This window comes from Thermotoga sp. RQ2, from assembly GCF_000019625.1.
GTDB lineage: Bacteria > Thermotogota > Thermotogae > Thermotogales > Thermotogaceae > Thermotoga > Thermotoga maritima.
Map to the genome: position 1 here is coordinate 129,823 of NC_010483.1, position 16,181 is coordinate 146,003.

Here is a 16,181-nt window from a genome sequence, read left to right on the forward strand (position 1 = left end):
AAATGACTGTAACTCTGACCTGTAGATTCAAACTTGAACTTAGCAAAGACCAAAAACAGCAGTTCCTGGATATTGCGACGGCTTACACAAACGCCGTCAACTATGTGCTCGAACAAAACTTCAAGGATAAATCGACGAACGTTAAAAAGCTCCATAGACTTTACTACAGCACAATTCGTGAAAAGTTCAGCCTTCCAGCTCAAATAGCCATCAATGTGAACAGAGACGTTTCTGCAATGTACAAAACTCTCTGGGCTCAGTTCAAAGAACTCAAGCGTCGAAAACCCGATTCGAAAGCAGTCAAGAAATTCTGGGATAAACCACCGAAGCGAAAGAGCCTGATCGTCAAATACACATACAACCGAACTGCAAGCTTCAAAAAAGTCAACGGAGAGTGGCATGCTTCTTTGTCCACGCTTCAAGGACGAATCAAATGGATCCCGATGAAAGGCTGGTCCAAACACTTTGAGTACCTCGAGTCTGGCAAGATCGGCGATCCGATACTGACTTACGACAAATCATCCAAAACCTTTTTCTTGCTTGTTCCCGTAACACTTGAAGTTCAGGAGCAGCCACCGAAAGAAATCGTCGGTGTTGACGTTGGAGAAAGACACATTGTTGCTGTTGCTTCTACCAGAGGCACCAGGTATTTGATAGACCTTCCTGAAGAGTTCAAACAAAGAAAACAACACTATCAGCGTCTGCGCTCTGAGCTCATGTCAAAAGGCACTCGCTCTGCTAAGAGAAAACTTGCCAGGATCAGCAGGCGAGAGAAACGGTTCACTGAGAACGTACTGCACATCATTGCAAAAAAGCTCATCACAAACCATCCTGGTGCCAAGTTCGTTCTCGAAGACCTTACTTACATCAAAGCCAACAGAATCACCTACCGTGGTAAAGACAAGGAAGCAAGAAGACAGTCAGAGCAATGGCCATTTGCAAGTCTTCAGCAGAAGATAGAGTACAAATCAAAGCTCTACTATGGAGTTCAGTCCGAGAAGGTCGATCCAGCATATACATCTCAGACATGTCCTGTGTGTGGTCACGTCTCTAAAGAAAACAGACCAGACCATGGAGAGCGTTTTATATGTCAAAACTGCGGCTACGAAGAACACGCAGACATAGTTGGTGCAATCAACATAGCTCTAAAAGTTCTTGCCAAAGACCAGCAGGTCAATCTTGAAAATCTCTTAAGGGCCGATGTCAGCCGGCCTAATGCTCCCTCCTCGTGAGGTAGAGCAAGCCCTCCTTCAGGGGGAGGGCAGCTGACTTTCACAGCTCCTTCATGATCTCTTCTATCTCTTCTCCCTCCGCGGTGAGCTGGAGGAACAGATCCTCCAGACTGGCTTCTTTCTGACCGGCGAGCTTTCTGAGCTCTTCCATGGTACCTTCCGCTATCAGTCTGCCTTTGTTTATAATGCCTATCCTATCGCACATCTTTTCTGCGATCTCCAATATGTGGGTGGTGAGAAATATTGCGGCTCCCTCGTCAGCGTACTTTCTCAAAAGGAGTTTCAATATCCTTGCACTCTTCGCATCGAGCCCTACCGTCGGTTCATCGAGAAATATCACTCTCGGCCTCCTCATGAAAACGCTGACCAGCATGAGCTTCTGTTTCATACCGTGGGACATCTCACCTACTCTTTTTCCGAGGTAATCCACTTTGAAGGCTTCGCAGAGCTCCGCTATCCTCTTATCGATCTCTTCTTCTTTCAGATCGTAGATCTCGATGATGAAATCCAGAAACTCCTTCCCCGTCAGATGCGAATAGATCTTTGGCTCGTCCGGTATCACACCGATACTCTTCTTTATCTCGATCTCGTGGGTGCTCATTTTCATGCCGAGGATTTCCACTTCTCCTTCCGTTGGTTTCAAAACTCCGGTGAGCATCTTTATTGTGGTGGTTTTCCCCGCACCGTTCGGTCCCAAAAAGCCGTATATCTCCCCCGGCCTCACCGAAAGATCGATGTGATCGACCGCGGTGAAATCCCCGAACTTCCTGGTTAGCCCCCTTGCAACTATCAAAGAAATCAGCTCCCTTCTTTCACTGTCCACTGGCCGCTGATCAGTTTCACCCCAAGATACACAAAGGGTGTGTCGATCAGTGCCATGATCAGCTTCACCACGTACTGGGAAAAGATCATCTGAACAAGCACGTTCCCTGGAATCGTTCCAGCGAACGCCACGGTGATGAAGGTGAGCGTGTCTATGAACTGGGAGACCATCGTGGACAGGTTGTTTCTGAGCCACAGGTGTGATCCTCTGGTGACTTTCTTCCAAAAGTGGAAGGCCCAGACGTCGTGAGTTTGTGAAATGATGTAAGCCAGAATACTTGCGAGCACGATCCTCGGAGTTGATCCAAAAACCTTCACGAAGGCCTCATTGTTCGCAAAGATGGAAGCGGGAGGATAGAAAACCGCAATCTGGGAGTAGATCACCAAGATCAGAGACGTGAAGAATCCCGTCCAGACCATCTTCTGGGCTGTTCTTTTCCCATAGACTTCCGATACGATATCCGTTACGGCGAACGTGATAGGGTAACACAAAACCGCCACCGGGACAAGGAAAGGCCCTATGTTCACCAGTTTTCCTGCGATCACGTTGGATATGGTCAAAGCAGAGACGAATATTCCCGTCAGGAGAATGAGCTTTTCATTCGACTTCTCCACTCTTTTTCCCCTCCAGTGAACCCATCTGAGTGGTTGTCTTTATGCCACCCCTTATGTTGTAGATCACCGTGACCCTGATTCGGTCGGTTTTGAGAAGATTCTTCAAATCTTCGTAGATTCTCTTCGTTGCTTCTTCCTGGTATATACCAACGTTTCTGAAGCTGACGAAGTAGTACTTCAAAGATTTGAGTTCGACGATCTTTCCACCGTCCGGGTAATACTCTATGATCACTCTCCCGATGTCTGGAAGACCGGAGAAGGGACAGACTGCGGAGAACTCGTCGGTCTCTATCTTTATGTACTCGTCTTTTCCATCGAAATCGATCGCTTCGAGAAAGTCTGTCCTTATCGCATCGTGCCCTTTGAAGTCGAAGATCCTTCCCTCTGCCTTCGGCATAGGATCACTCCCTTACCATGAGTTTTATTTTTTCAAGAACCTCTTTTGGATTTCTTCCGAACACCCTTATCATCGCTTCTTTTCCCCACCAACCTTCATCATATATCACATCTGGAGGTGATTTCAACTCCGCTATCGCCTGTTCGATCATCCACACCATGGACTGCCCCTCTTTCTCCTGAACCTCCTTCGGCTCTTTCGACCGATCGTAGTGGAAAACCTTCAACCCTCTTTTCTTTGCCCTTTCAACGTACTCTCTTTCGTAGCGAACGTTCACCACACACCTCATATGAGGATGATACCTCATCATCGTGACAGCCATACGTGCCGTGTGAGATCTGTCTTTGAAAGAAGCACAGGACACCGCCACCGCTTTTCCTTCTTTGAGTCTTATCCTTCCGGGGAACTTTCCCACCTCGAATTCGTTCTTCGCCCACGGGAGAGCGTAGGAAACGTTCTGCCCCACCTCCGGCACCGTGAGATGGCCGATCTCGAGGAACTCTGGAAGAATCTCATCGAGTGTGTTCAGAGTGTCGTACCTGTACCAGTCCCGAAGGAGTTTTTCCGTCTCCACCACACCTGAGGATCTTTCAAGAATTTTTTTCAAAAGTTCCATGGCGGATCTGATGGCCTCTTCCACCGGATAGCTCATCGCTAAAAATCCCGAAACGGCACTGGAAAAGGCACAACCTGTTCCATGGAACTCTCCAGGAACTCTGGGAATTTCAAAAACGAAATCTCTATATTTCACTTTCACCGTGTTGCCTTTTTCGTGCCCGCCAGTGACGATGAAGTTATTGTATTCGCCGAGTTTTTTCGCTTCTTCACTGTTCAAGATCACGTAGTCAGCGTATTCCACGAATTTCTTCACTTCCTCCGGATCCTGAAACCCGAAACCCGAGGACGATTCGAGTACCACGTTCCAGACGATCGCTGAATCCGGGAACATTTCCCTCAGTCTTTTCACCGTCTCCGGTGCAGAGAGTCCTACCTTTATCACCCGCGGAGGTGTCAGGACTTCTATTTCTTTTCTCATTTCTTCCCAGTCTCTGAAGTTCACTGAAAACACCCGGTTTTCGTTCTGCACGGTCAGAGCTGAGATCACCGCATGAGTTTTCACACCGAGAGCCGAGAGAACCTTCACATCTTGAATTATCCCCGCACCTCCCGAAGGATCGAAACCCGCAACTACAAGAACCATTAGAGATCCCTCCAGTATTCGAAGAGTTTTTCCAGACCTTCTTCACATTCCGGTGTCGGCTCCAGAACGAAATCCGCGTCGAAATCCTTTATGAACTCCAGCACTTCAAGAAACTCTTTCGATTCACCCCAGGGAGCGTGATGGCATTTTTTGTAGGTTTCGAAATCCGCGTAGTAAATGTGAAATTCTTCTACAAAATCAGAGAGTTTTTCTATGAATTCGATGGGAGAAAAACCGTAAACCTCAGCGTCTAGAAGAAGATGGCCGATGTCAACGCACATCTTACAACCTGTGTTTTCAAGAAAGGTCCTGTAATCTTCAGCGGAGTGGAAATGATCGTTTCCATAAACGTTCTCCACTCGAACGCTGATGACACCCGCAAGCTCGGAGAATTCTCTCTCCACCTCTCTGTAAACAGAAAGCCAGTTTTCTTTCTGAAGGGCATTTGGGAAGTGAATTATCATGTATTCTGCGCCGATCTTCCTGGCAAGCTCAGCGCATTTTTTGTTCACAGAAAAGGTGTCCTCTCTTTCTTCCTCGTTCAGAGAGGTCGGATTCGGATGGTGGTATCTGTACCTGTAGATGAAAGGAGCGTGGATTCCAAAATTTTTGTCGTGAAAAAAGCGGAGGACCTTCTCGAGGTCTTCCGCCTTGAAAAAACCCAGTTCGTAAAGTTCTGCTTTCGGGAGTGCTTCAAGCAGATCGGGATTGCTTCTTATGATGCTCGTGGATACACCTTTTCTCAAGAGAACTCCTCCGCTATCTTTATCGCACAGAATGGTCCACACATAGAACAGCCTTTGTCGGGGTACGGTCTTTCCTCGTATTTCTTCTTCGCAACGTCCTTTCCCAGCGAAAGGCTGAACATCGTCTCCCAGTCGAAGTTCTTTCTTGCGAGGGCCATCTTTTTCTCAAGCTCCCAGGCTTTTTTGTTTCCGCGCGCCACATCCGCGACAATAGCCGCTATCTTAGAGGCTATCACACCTTCTCTCACGTCTTCAACATCCGGAAGCGAGATGTGCTCTGAAGGAGTTACATAACAGAGGAAATCGGCTCCGTAGTAGCCAGCCAGCGCACCACCTATCGCGCAGGCTATGTGATCGTAGCCCATGGCTCTGTCCGTTGGAAGAGGTCCCAGAAGGAAGATGGGGGCTCCTTTTCCGATCTTTTTCATGAGCCTCACGTTCATCTCCACCTCGTTCAGTGGAACGTGCCCCGGCCCTTCCAGCATCACCTGGACCCCTTTTTCCCTCGCTTTCTCCACGAGTTCCCCCATCACGAACAGCTCTTCGAACTGCTGGGCGTCGCTCGCATCCACCACAGCTCCGGGTCTCATGCCGTCGCCAAGACTCAGAGTGATATCGTAGTCTTTTGCAATGTCCAAGAGTTCATCGAAGTGTTCGTAGAACGGATTTTCCCTGTTGTTCTTTATCATCCATCCCGCGATGATCGCTCCTCCTCTGCTCACGATCTTCAAAACCCGCCTTGAACTTTTTATCCTATCAAGCACCCTTCTCGTCACACCGACGTGGATCGTCATAAAGTCTATGCCATCTTCCGCGTGTGCTATGACCATATCGAAGAAGTCCTTCTCCGAAAAATCCACCACGTTCTTTTTCATCTGGTAACTCCTCACGGCGGAATCGTATATGGGCACCGAACCAACTGGAACGGGCGACATCTCCACGATGGCCCTTCTGATCTCCCTCAGGTCTCCCCACGTGGAAAGAACCATGAGGGAGTCAGCACCGTATTCTATCGCTACCCTTGCCTTTTCCTTTTCCTCTTCGAGCGAAGAAAATCCCTGGGAGGTTCCTATGTTCGCGTTCACCTTCACACTGAAACCTTCTCCAACGATCATTGGCCTTTCTATCCTGTGGAGTTTGTTCTTTGGAAGAACCGCTCTGCCTTCCGCAAGTTTTTGCCTGACGATCTCGACATCCACTCCCTCGTACTCCGCCACCTTTTTCATCTCGTCGGAAACAACACCCTTTCTGGCCATTTCCATCTGGGTCATGATATCACCTCAACCTTTCACTCACGATTCTCGCCACTTTCTGACCGGACAGAATCATTCCACCGAAGATGGGACCCATCCTCGGTCCGCCGTGAACAGCGCAGACCGCCATCCCTGAGACGAGAAGCCCCGGGAAGATCTCACCGGTGTTATCTACCACGAATTTTTCCGCTTCATCGGCGTCCATAGGAAATTCTGTTTTCATCTCTACGAGACCTCTCTTTGCAAGAAGTGAAACCACGTTCGCGGGGTGACCGGTGCCATCCACAACGAACGAAGCCTTCACTGTTATGGGGTCGACGTGCAACCCGAGTCTCACCGTTGGACCCCAGTTCACCACCACTCCACAGACCCTACCGTTCTGGACCGCCACATCTTCAACCGAAACGTTGTTGAAGACAATGGCTCCTGCCTTCGTTGCTCTGTAGAGAAGTCCCGAAGCGAAATGCACGGAATCCACCACTATGTGGTCTTCTTTCACTTCGTATTCGATTTCTACCTCCTTCAGAAAGTTCTCGAGTTCTTTCTCCAGCACGATCTCGTTGAACATCATTCCTCCACCCCAGATACCGCCTCCCGGGGTGTTTCTCTCTTCGAACACGGCCACTCTGAAACCATTCTTTGCCAGCTCGTACGCTGCCGTGAGACCGCTCGGTCCCGCTCCCACGATCGCAACATCCAGCTCCAGACTATTTCTGAGTTTTTCAAAATACCTCTCAACGATGAGTCTGGAGATCAACACATCTCTCATAGACACACCTCCTTAGTAAAAATAAAAACCTCCGCCGAGCGGAGGTTTTTTATTTCCTCCTTCCCCGATCCCTCCGCCGGCATTACCCGGATCAGGTTCTTGGGGTCGAGGACTTCCGTCCTCCTCTCAGCCCCGGAATAGGAGCTCCCCCTGGGGAAGGTTTTCGATATTCATTTTTTCAACCTCAATTTTAAAGGATTTTTGTGTGATACAATTTAAATGGAGGTTTCATTTTAGAAAGCGTTCAACGGAGGTGAAAGGAAATGGCAGATCAGTACCACGAACCAGTTTCCGAACTCACGGGGAAGGACAGGGATTTCGTGAGAGCTCTGAACAGCCTGAAAGAAGAGATAGAGGCGGTCGCCTGGTACCATCAGAGGGTTGTCACCACGAAAGACGAAACCGTGAGAAAAATACTCGAACACAACAGAGACGAGGAGATGGAGCACGCAGCAATGCTACTTGAGTGGCTGAGAAGGAACATGCCCGGCTGGGATGAGGCACTCAGAACTTACCTGTTCACGGACAAGCCGATCACAGAAATCGAAGAAGAAACGTCCGGTGGATCAGAAAACACGGGTGGAGACCTCGGCATAAGGAAGCTCTGAAAGGGGTGGTGAACATGGAATTTCTGAAAAGATCCTTTGCTCCTCTGACAGAAAAACAGTGGCAGGAGATAGACAACAGAGCAAGAGAGATCTTCAAAACACAGCTCTACGGAAGGAAATTCGTCGATGTGGAAGGTCCCTACGGCTGGGAGTACGCTGCCCATCCACTCGGGGAAGTTGAGGTGCTTTCAGACGAGAACGAAGTGGTGAAGTGGGGATTGAGGAAGTCTCTGCCGCTCATCGAACTGAGGGCAACGTTCACTCTCGATCTGTGGGAACTCGACAACCTCGAGAGAGGAAAACCGAACGTGGATCTTTCCAGCTTAGAAGAAACGGTGAGAAAGGTTGCGGAATTTGAAGACGAAGTGATATTCAGAGGATGTGAAAAATCGGGTGTTAAAGGCCTTCTTTCCTTCGAAGAGAGGAAAATCGAATGTGGAAGCACACCGAAAGACCTCCTCGAAGCCATAGTGAGGGCTCTTTCGATCTTCTCAAAAGATGGTATAGAGGGCCCTTACACACTCGTCATAAACACGGACAGATGGATCAACTTCCTGAAGGAAGAGGCAGGGCATTACCCCCTCGAGAAGAGAGTGGAAGAATGCCTCAGGGGTGGCAAGATCATAACCACACCGAGAATCGAGGATGCCCTCGTCGTTTCTGAGCGTGGAGGGGATTTCAAATTGATCCTTGGACAGGATCTCTCGATAGGGTACGAAGACAGGGAAAAAGACGCGGTGAGGCTTTTCATAACGGAGACGTTCACCTTCCAGGTTGTCAACCCGGAGGCCTTGATTCTTCTAAAGTTCTGATCTGGTCCGCTCCTCGGGGCGGACCTTTCGATCAAAGAACGTCCAGTTTTCCCTTCGCCCACGTTCCCACTACTTTCCCCGCAATCGCAACTATTCCCAATATTCCAGAATTTTCTCTGACATCTCTCAAGAACTTTGGAATGTCATAGGAGTTTCTCACGGAATTTTCGAACGAATCTATTACCCTGTCACATATCGCTTCCTCTTTTCCAAGAACGAGAATTCCTTTCTCTCCAGTGAATACTCCAGTGACGCACACAGACGGTGTGAGTTCAGGGAAGATCTTAACACTTATGCCTTCAAAGAAATGAACCACGATCGGCTGTGATATCTTCAGGAAGAACTTCCCATCTCTTTCCAGAGCAAAATCAGACTCTTTGAGAGCATCCACGAGGATCGCTCCGTTCTTTTCGAGGGGAGATCCGTTCAATGAAAGTTCTTCCGGGAGAACAGCAGATCTATCCACCAAAAGCGTGTATCCGTTCTTCAAGCCCACTCTCTTGAACCTTCCCGACGCAAGGACAGGAGCTCCTGCAGCAATCCTCATCTCCTCACCTCCCTATAAAACAAAAGGGGCCGACCATCCGGCCGGCCCCTCGATTTCAGTCTCACTGCTCACACGAAAACTCCCGGTCCTTCGAGGGGCCGGCTTTTGATCGTAGTGCACATTATCATATCGCTGAGAATTCCTTGCTCAAAGAGTACGAAACTACCCATTGTCTCACCTCACAAAGATACGATACCACCGCACTGTTAAATTCATGTTGCTTCTTTCATTAAATTCATGATCTCTCTTTCACTCGTCTCAAAAACACCTATCGCCCAATCGGAAACACCGCCTATCCATATCACTCTTCCTTCATAGACGACGAGCCCACACCCGAATATCACCCTTATTCTGTCTCCGTACTCCTCAATCACACCTTTTGGTGAGAGAACGTAATTCGTGGTACCGAGGAGCCTTCCCCTGCCATCCACGAGTGCCAGACCGTTTTTGTAGGTGAGATCTTTGAGAACAGCGTGCCATCCCACCAGATAACCTTCCTTCACTTCAACAGTGTTCGTTGACCATCCAACTTTCGTCTCCCACTCTTCCGGGAAAAAGACGGGATCGAGCGAATACAGATCTATGTAACTTCCTTCGAGCCTTCCTCTCCAGCAGACCTTGGCATCACCAACCGTCAATCTCGTCAAGATAACGTTCGACTCCACAAAAGAACTGTCTTTCATGGAAACCGGCACATACTCACCCAGCGTACTTTTTATCGATATGTATCTCTTCTCAATCAGGTTCAGATCCTCATCGAGAACGGCGTACGCAAGAAAATCGGTGTGGGGCTTTCCTTCCTGTGACCAGTCTTTGTATCCTTTCGCTGTGTAGAGAAGCTCGAAACGGGAATTTCTGAAGAACACCCTCGGATCTTCGCACCCCAGAAACTCCTGAATATCTCTCGGCCAGAATACAACTTCCATTTCCAATGGTTTTTTTACTTCTCCATTCAACAGATCGTCGATGTTCACTATAAAATGACCAATAGACGAAACGTACTTGTAGTAATCGAAAATCAAACGGGGAAAAACATGAAGTGCTTTGCCAACGAGAACCGCTCCAGGATTGAACACAGCCACCGGATTTCTGGGATAGTTCGTGATGACGAAATCTTTTGGGAAAAAGTAAGTCACCCGATTGAACACATCGATCGTCTCATCTTTCCTCAGGGATCTTTTTCGTGCCAGTGCTTTTCCGAGGAGCTCTTCCACCATCTCCTATTTCCCCCCTTGAAACCTGAAGGGGAGGTCCCCTTCAGGCCAGCTGGTCCATCATCTTTCCGTAGAGTTCTCCTGCAATTCTCACGAGCTTCACGTTCAGACCCGTTTGCTGATAAAGGGAGAAGAAGAGTATCTGCTCCATCTGCTCTTTTGTCATGACAGGAGAACTACCAGCTGTTGAAACGGGGGTAGTGCGCTGCTGAGCATAACTTTGATAAACGGGGTTGTAGCCGATCCCTTCTACTCTCATGGTATCACCCCTATTTTCTTATCGGAAAAATCATCGAGATGTTTATTTTGAAAGACGCTCGAGCGCTTCTTCTATTTCTTCGTAGGGTGGTTCCTTACCTGGATCTTCGGAAACCCAGGAATAAACTATCGTTCCGCCTCCGTCTACCACGTAAACAGCCCTCTTCGCAGCGGTGTAGCCGGGGATATTCAGAAAGTTCTCGTGGACACCACCGTACTGTGAAGCCACCCTTCCGCCGAAGTCGGAGAGCAGATCGAACGTGATGTGGTTTTTCTCAGCGAAGGCCTTGTTTGCGAACGGACTGTCCACGCTGATTCCAAGAACCACCGCGTTGAGTCTGTTAAACTTGGAGAGAGAATCCCTGAACGTGCAGAGTTCTTTCTCACAAACACTCGTGAACGCTCCTGGATAGAAAGCAAGCACAACGTTCTTTCCAGAAAAATCGGAGAGTTTCACCATTTTCAAATCGGTGTTCACCAGCTCAAAATCGATCGCCTTATCGCCTGACTTCAACATGAAAACCACCTCCAGTTAGGCTGAACTTACCCATTAGAATTCTACCACGAAAGGGGATCATCTATGAAATACGAAAAAATAGCCTTTTTCAGGTTTTTCGGTAGATTGAACGATTTCTTCAGAAATAGTGAAAGAATAAAAACTCATCGCTTCACGGGTTTTCAGACGGTGAAGGACAGAATAGAAGCCCTTGGAGTTCCACATGTGGAAGTGAGCCTCATCACACTGAACGGAAAACCGGTCGGCTTCGATCATATGGTGGAAGATGGAGAACTCTTCTTTGTGTATCCAGAGTTCCAGAACATAGAAATTCCTGAAGACTGGCTCGTCACTCCCAGATACATAGGTGAACCCCGTTTTGTGCTCGATATACACCTTGGAAAATTGGCACGGCTTCTCAGAATGCTGGGTTTTGAAGCGGTTTTTGGTGAAGAAAGCGACGAAAAACTCTGCTGGATGGCGGTGAAAAAGAAAGCTATCCTTCTGTCCAGAGACACGGGTCTTTTGAAAAGAAAAGAGCTCGTCTTCGGTTACTACGTGAGAAACACGGATCCGAAGGAACAACTGGTGGAGGTGGTGGAAAGATACGATCTGAAGAAGTGGATGAAACCCTTCACCCGATGTATCGAATGTGGTGTGGAACTCGAAGAAGTACCAAAAGAAGCTGTGAAAAACAGAGTTCCTCCAAAAGTCTATGGATTCTTCAACGAGTTCGCTCGCTGTCCGGTGTGTGGAAGAATCTACTGGAAAGGGTCGCACTACGATCACATGGTGGAGTTCATAAAATCGAACATAAATAAGGGATGATTAACATGAAAATACTTTTCTTACTTTTTCTGGTGACCGCTTCCCTGCTTCTCATGATGGGAACCAGCTGTGAATCGAGGGTTCAGGTGCCGGTGCCTCTTCCCAAAGTGGATGTCGAAATGCCGAAGGTGGACCTCGGTTTCAAGGTAGTGGAACCAACGGGAACAGAGGATTTCTTTGAAGATTTTGAAGCTTACGGCCAGGGTCAGGTTGCCCCGTTTGGGCCCTGGAAGGTACTTGGAAAGGCTCCACACGTTGAAGAAGGAGTACAAGCAGATAAAACCATAGGCAAGGTCCTCAAAGTGATCATAGACCGTGGAGTTTTCACTCCAGGAGAGTGGACGAACTTTATCCTTGAGTGTAACCTGAAGAGAGAAGGATCTGCAGAGGGAAGAGTGTACTTCAGACTGTCCGAAGATGGAAAGAAAAGTTTCTACGTGATTTTCTCAGAGTGCGGTATATCTCTTCACAAGTTCGCAGGAAGTATAGACATGAAGATAGCGGAAAACAGTAGTTTCAAATTGAGTGACAGAACCCCAACCACGCAAGCCATCCCCCTTCAGGGGGATAGGTTTGTTGTGGTGTTAATTATCTTATGATATAATTGAATGTGGTGATAGGTATGCATATCAAGAAGACAAGGTGGAGTCATTATAATCTGAACTATCATTTTGTGTGGATACCTAAATACCGCAGAAAAATCCTGGTCGGCTCCATAGCTGAAGAACTTGAACGAATACTCCGCAACACAGCAAAACAACACGGAATAGAAATACTGGCCCTCTCTATTCAGCCTGATCATGTTCATTTGTTTGTATCGGCGCCTCCGAGATTTTCACCGGCTGAGATAGCAAACCTATTCAAGGGTGTTTCAGCGAGGAAACTGCTGGAGAAATTTCCAGAGCTTAGAACCAAAGAGGGCCTTTGGGCTCGAAGTTACTACGTTGGAACAGCTGGTGATGTCTCTGAAGAAACTATCAGGAGGTACATCGAGGAATGTCAAGACGTGTGATACGAACCTACAAACTCGCCGTACCAGGACACCTGAGTCAAACATGCGAAGAACTCAACCGCACCGCAGCGAGAATCTACAACAAAACGATGTCTCTCGTGCAAAAGATACACCAAAAGAAAGGCTTCTGGCTGTCCTGGCTCACCGCAGACAAATACATCCTCCGCTGGGCAGAAAACATCAAAATCCACGTCCATTCAAAGCAGGCATTTGTTCAGCTCTACTTTCAAGCCCTCAAAGGGTACTTCAAAGCAGCCAAAAAGAATCAAGATGCAAAACCTCCCCACAAGAAAAAACGCTATCTGCCGTTCATATGGAAAGAAAGCGCTGTAAAACTTCTGCCAGACGGTACCCTGAGATTGTCTTTGGGCAAAGAACGAGAACCATTTGTTGTACAAACACCTCTCAAACCTCCCCTTCGCATCAAACAGACAAGACTTGTCTTTGAAGATGGATACTATCTCCACCTTGCGATAGAGGTGGAGATTGAAGAGAAGAATGCTGGCTCTGGTGTTATGGCGGTCGACCTTGGAGTGCTCCGTCCCATTACGTGCTTTGATGGAAAAGAAGTCATCAGCTACCACGGAGGAGTCCTCAGCAGTGTTCTTCGCTATCGAAACAAACGCCTTGCAAGTTTTCAGTCTGCCATAGCAGAGTGCAAGAAGGGATCAAGAAGGTACAACAAGCTTGTTAGTGCAAAGAAAAGAGCCCTGAGACGGCTCAGAAACCAGATCAACGACATCATGCACAAGATCACAAGCAGTTTCATCGGACTGTGCCTCAGAAAACAAATCAGAACCATCGTGATAGGAGACGTCACAGGGATCAGAGAAAGAGCGGACTACAGCGACAACGCGAACCAAAAGATCCACCAGTGGCAGTTCAGAAAACTCATCGAGATGATAAGGTACAAAGCAGAGCAGTTCGGAATCGAAGTGAAACTCATCTCAGAAGCGAATACAAGCAAGACGTGTCCTGTCTGTGGTGCAAAGAACAATCCGAACGGAAGAAGATACCACTGCAAAGCCTGTGGTTTTGAGTATCACAGGGACGGAGTTGGAGCAATCAACATCTGGAAAAGGTATCCTGGCACAGGCCAGGTAGTAGCGGGTTTGGCCCCCGCCAGAGGTGTGAGGTTTCATCCACACCTCTGTGGCCATGGAGCATCTTTGGCTCCATGGAAGGTGGCCTGAGAGCCACCAAAAGTCCCATCCCCTTCAGGGGATTGGGAGGAGGTCAAAACGTGAGAGTAGAAACGATTGAATAAAGAAGGGGCTTTCGCCCCTTCATTTCTGTTCCTGATCTGACTGTTCCTCCACGAAAGTCGGCTTTCTCTTCACCTTTCTTATCACGTAGAACTCCAATTCGTCTCCTTCCTGTATATCGTCGAATCCCGCGAACTTTATTCCACACTCCTGCGGTGCTTCAACTACGTTGACGTCCTCTTTGTAGTGTTTCAAACTCTCTATTTTTCCTTCGAAAACGAGCTGTCCGTTTCTGTAGATTCTCACAAAACCGTTCCTGTCGGCTTTACCATCGAGCATTTGAACTCCTGCCACTTTTCCTACTTTGGATATCTTGAAGACCTTTCTTATCTCGCCATGACCGATGACTTCTTCAACTTCCTCTGGCTCCAGCATACCTTCGAGTGCGAGCTTCAGATCTTCGACGAGTTTGTATATGATGGAGTAAGTTCTGACATCGACGCCTTCCTGCTCCGCGAGTCTTCTCGCCTGGTTGTTCACCTTCACCCTGAAACCGAGGATGACCCCATCCACGGCAGCGGCGAGCATCACATCGCTTGTACTGATCTCGCCCACTCCAGCGTGAACTATGTTCAACTCGATTTCTTTGGACTGGAGCTTGTTTATCGCATTCTTCAAAGCAGCCACAGAGCCGTACGTGTCCGCCTTCAGAATGAGATTGAGCACTTTCTTTTCCTTCTCCTGCATCATCTTCATGAGATCCTCGAGGTTTATGTGCTTCCTCGATTGTTTTTGGGCTTCGAGCCTTTGCAGTCTCTTTTCCACGATTTCTTTGGCTTTTTCTACACTTTCAACCACGTAGACGTTGGAATGCACGTCGGGAACATCTTCGAAGCCGAGGATCATAACGGGCTGAGATGGATAGGCTTCTCTGATGGGTCTCATGTTGTCGTCGAAGAGATTCCTAACCTTGCCGTACGTGTTCGAAGCAACAACCGCGTCTCCAACCTTCAGAACACCATCTTTCACGATCACACTCGCGACAGGCCCCATTTTTTTGTCCAGTTTAGACTCTATGATCACGGCCCTCGCAGGTCCTTCGGGGTAGCACTTTATCTCGTTCATCTCTGCGACGAGAAGGATCATCTCCAGCAGTTCATCGACTCCCTGACCGGTTCTTGCTGATATGGGAACTACTATCGTGTCTCCACCCCACTCTTCGGGGATGAGTCCCAGCTTTTCTACGAGTTCCTGCTTCGTCTTTTCCACGTTAGCGTTTGGCTTGTCAATCTTGTTTATCGCCACAATGATCGGCACGTTGGCGGCCTTGGCGTGGTTGTAGGCCTCTATCGTCTGTGGCATCACACCATCGTCCGCCGCCACAACGAGAACCACTATGTCCGTCGCCTGGGCTCCCCTTGCGCGCATCTCGGTGAAGAGCTCGTGCCCGGGTGTGTCTATGAAGGTGATCTTTTTCCCGTTGACCTCCACCTGATACGCACCTATGGACTGTGTTATTCCTCCTTCTTCCCTTTCAGCGACTCTTGTGGATCTGATCCTGTCGAGGAGCGTGGTCTTTCCATGATCGACGTGTCCCATGACCGTTACAACAGGAGGCCTTGGAACGAGTTTGTCCTTCTCTTTTTCGTAGAGCTCCTGGTATCTCTTTTCCAGAAGTTCAAATTCGTCAACTTCTTCCACTGAAGTTTGCTGTTCTTCCTCTATCTCTATCTCGATCTTGTACTCCTTGAGGATCTGTTCTACTTCCTCAAGCTTCAGGATCTGACCGGGTCTCAACGCGATTCCTCTCTTGACGAACATGTCTTGGATGATCTTGTTTTGTGGAACACCTATTTTCTCCGCGATGATATCGAGCTTGAGTTCGTCTGGCTTCAAAGTGATCTTTTTCTTCTTTTTCTTTTCGACGACCTCTTTTTCTACTTCCTCTTCTCCCTTTTCTTTCTTTGGCTTGGAAGGCTGCTTGGCTTTCCGGTTATCTTCTTCCAAAAGATCTATGATGATATTCGCCATTTCTTCGTCCACATAACTCATATGGCTCTTCACGTTCACGCCGAGCTCTTCCAGTTCCTGAAGAAGTTCTTTTGGTGACATGTTCAGTTTTCTGGCTAACTCGTAAACTCTCAGTCTGGCCATTTCTATCACCTC

General features: G+C 48.2%; 19 protein-coding genes and 1 riboswitch. Of the genes, 7 read left to right on the top strand and 12 right to left on the bottom strand.

What is annotated here, in order from left to right; translation table 11 throughout:
* The first annotated feature begins 2 nt into the window (after nt 1-2).
* Complete coding sequence (locus tag TRQ2_RS00680; RefSeq protein ID WP_011942834.1) at nt 3-1,232, top strand: RNA-guided endonuclease TnpB family protein; 1,230 nt, start codon at nt 3-5, stop codon at nt 1,230-1,232.
* Nucleotides 1,233-1,272: 40 nt separating this feature from the next.
* On the opposite strand, the gene TRQ2_RS00685 is transcribed toward TRQ2_RS00680, so the two are convergent.
* Genes TRQ2_RS00685 through TRQ2_RS00715 form a run of 7 tightly spaced genes read right to left on the bottom strand, consistent with a single transcriptional unit; the run spans nt 1,273 to nt 7,035 of the window.
* Nucleotides 1,273-2,025 (bottom strand): ABC transporter ATP-binding protein, encoded by a 753-nt coding sequence (locus tag TRQ2_RS00685; RefSeq protein ID WP_011942835.1) that lies wholly within the window; start codon nt 2,023-2,025, stop codon nt 1,273-1,275.
* Between the two features lie 5 nt (nt 2,026-2,030).
* The gene (locus TRQ2_RS00690; protein WP_011942836.1) at nt 2,031-2,669 is read right to left on the bottom strand and encodes a queuosine precursor transporter; all 639 of its coding nucleotides are present in this window, start codon (nt 2,667-2,669) and stop codon (nt 2,031-2,033) included.
* Nucleotides 2,653-3,066, bottom strand: coding sequence for a preQ(1) synthase (gene queF / locus TRQ2_RS00695; RefSeq protein WP_004080885.1), 414 nt, complete (start codon nt 3,064-3,066; stop codon nt 2,653-2,655). Before queF ends, TRQ2_RS00690 begins: the two co-directional genes overlap by 17 nt.
* 4 nt (nt 3,067-3,070) lie before the next feature.
* Nucleotides 3,071-4,267: a thiamine-phosphate synthase family protein gene (locus tag TRQ2_RS00700; RefSeq protein ID WP_004080887.1), complete on the bottom strand. Its 1,197-nt coding sequence runs from the start codon at nt 4,265-4,267 to the stop codon at nt 3,071-3,073.
* On the bottom strand, nt 4,267-5,013 hold the full coding sequence (locus tag TRQ2_RS00705) for a sugar phosphate isomerase/epimerase (RefSeq protein ID WP_004080890.1): 747 nt from the start codon (nt 5,011-5,013) through the stop codon (nt 4,267-4,269). The genes TRQ2_RS00700 and TRQ2_RS00705 overlap by 1 nt, the downstream gene beginning before the upstream one ends.
* Complete coding sequence (gene thiC / locus TRQ2_RS00710) at nt 5,010-6,284, bottom strand: phosphomethylpyrimidine synthase ThiC (RefSeq protein ID WP_012310345.1); 1,275 nt, start codon at nt 6,282-6,284, stop codon at nt 5,010-5,012. Before thiC ends, TRQ2_RS00705 begins: the two co-directional genes overlap by 4 nt.
* Nucleotides 6,285-6,288: 4 nt before the next feature.
* The gene (locus TRQ2_RS00715; protein ID WP_004080893.1) at nt 6,289-7,035 is read right to left on the bottom strand and encodes a sulfide-dependent adenosine diphosphate thiazole synthase; all 747 of its coding nucleotides are present in this window, start codon (nt 7,033-7,035) and stop codon (nt 6,289-6,291) included.
* 50 nt (nt 7,036-7,085) lie between these two features.
* Nucleotides 7,086-7,196, bottom strand: a riboswitch (TPP riboswitch).
* A 102-nt stretch (nt 7,197-7,298) separates the two neighbouring features.
* On the opposite strand from TRQ2_RS00715, the gene TRQ2_RS00720 reads away from it, so the two are divergent.
* Nucleotides 7,299-7,643, top strand: a complete 345-nt coding sequence (locus TRQ2_RS00720; RefSeq protein WP_004080895.1) for an encapsulin-associated ferritin-like protein — start codon at nt 7,299-7,301, stop codon at nt 7,641-7,643.
* A 14-nt stretch (nt 7,644-7,657) separates the two neighbouring features.
* Complete coding sequence (locus tag TRQ2_RS00725) at nt 7,658-8,455, top strand: family 1 encapsulin nanocompartment shell protein (protein ID WP_004080898.1); 798 nt, start codon at nt 7,658-7,660, stop codon at nt 8,453-8,455.
* A 31-nt stretch (nt 8,456-8,486) separates the two neighbouring features.
* On the opposite strand, the gene TRQ2_RS00730 is transcribed toward TRQ2_RS00725, so the two are convergent.
* From TRQ2_RS00730 to TRQ2_RS00745, 4 genes are all read right to left on the bottom strand, one after another.
* Nucleotides 8,487-9,002, bottom strand: a complete 516-nt coding sequence (locus TRQ2_RS00730; protein ID WP_012310346.1) for a hypothetical protein — start codon at nt 9,000-9,002, stop codon at nt 8,487-8,489.
* A 212-nt stretch (nt 9,003-9,214) separates the two neighbouring features.
* On the bottom strand, nt 9,215-10,219 hold the full coding sequence (locus TRQ2_RS00735) for a glycosidase (protein ID WP_011942841.1): 1,005 nt from the start codon (nt 10,217-10,219) through the stop codon (nt 9,215-9,217).
* A gap of 40 nt (nt 10,220-10,259) precedes the next feature.
* On the bottom strand, nt 10,260-10,475 hold the full coding sequence (locus tag TRQ2_RS00740) for a hypothetical protein (protein ID WP_004080906.1): 216 nt from the start codon (nt 10,473-10,475) through the stop codon (nt 10,260-10,262).
* Between the two features lie 42 nt (nt 10,476-10,517).
* A complete protein-coding gene (locus TRQ2_RS00745) occupies nt 10,518-10,991 on the bottom strand; it encodes a peroxiredoxin (RefSeq protein WP_004080908.1) in 474 nt (157 codons plus the stop codon).
* A gap of 63 nt (nt 10,992-11,054) precedes the next feature.
* Here TRQ2_RS00745 and TRQ2_RS00750 point away from each other — a divergent pair, with 63 nt between their 5' ends.
* The 4 genes from TRQ2_RS00750 to TRQ2_RS00765 are packed head-to-tail and all read left to right on the top strand — an operon-like array spanning nt 11,055 to nt 14,003.
* Complete coding sequence (locus TRQ2_RS00750) at nt 11,055-11,798, top strand: Mut7-C RNAse domain-containing protein (RefSeq protein WP_004080909.1); 744 nt, start codon at nt 11,055-11,057, stop codon at nt 11,796-11,798.
* Nucleotides 11,799-11,803: 5 nt separating this feature from the next.
* Complete coding sequence (locus tag TRQ2_RS00755) at nt 11,804-12,397, top strand: hypothetical protein (RefSeq protein ID WP_011942842.1); 594 nt, start codon at nt 11,804-11,806, stop codon at nt 12,395-12,397.
* Between the two features lie 23 nt (nt 12,398-12,420).
* Entirely contained in the window at nt 12,421-12,810 is a 390-nt protein-coding gene (gene tnpA / locus TRQ2_RS00760; RefSeq protein WP_010865201.1) for an IS200/IS605 family transposase, read from the top strand.
* Nucleotides 12,795-14,003: an RNA-guided endonuclease TnpB family protein gene (locus TRQ2_RS00765; protein WP_012310347.1), complete on the top strand. Its 1,209-nt coding sequence runs from the start codon at nt 12,795-12,797 to the stop codon at nt 14,001-14,003. Before tnpA ends, TRQ2_RS00765 begins: the two co-directional genes overlap by 16 nt.
* Nucleotides 14,004-14,096: 93 nt before the next feature.
* On the opposite strand, the gene infB is transcribed toward TRQ2_RS00765, so the two are convergent.
* Nucleotides 14,097-16,169 (bottom strand): translation initiation factor IF-2, encoded by a 2,073-nt coding sequence (gene infB / locus TRQ2_RS00770; RefSeq protein ID WP_012310348.1) that lies wholly within the window; start codon nt 16,167-16,169, stop codon nt 14,097-14,099.
* Between the last annotated feature and the right edge of the window lie 12 nt (nt 16,170-16,181).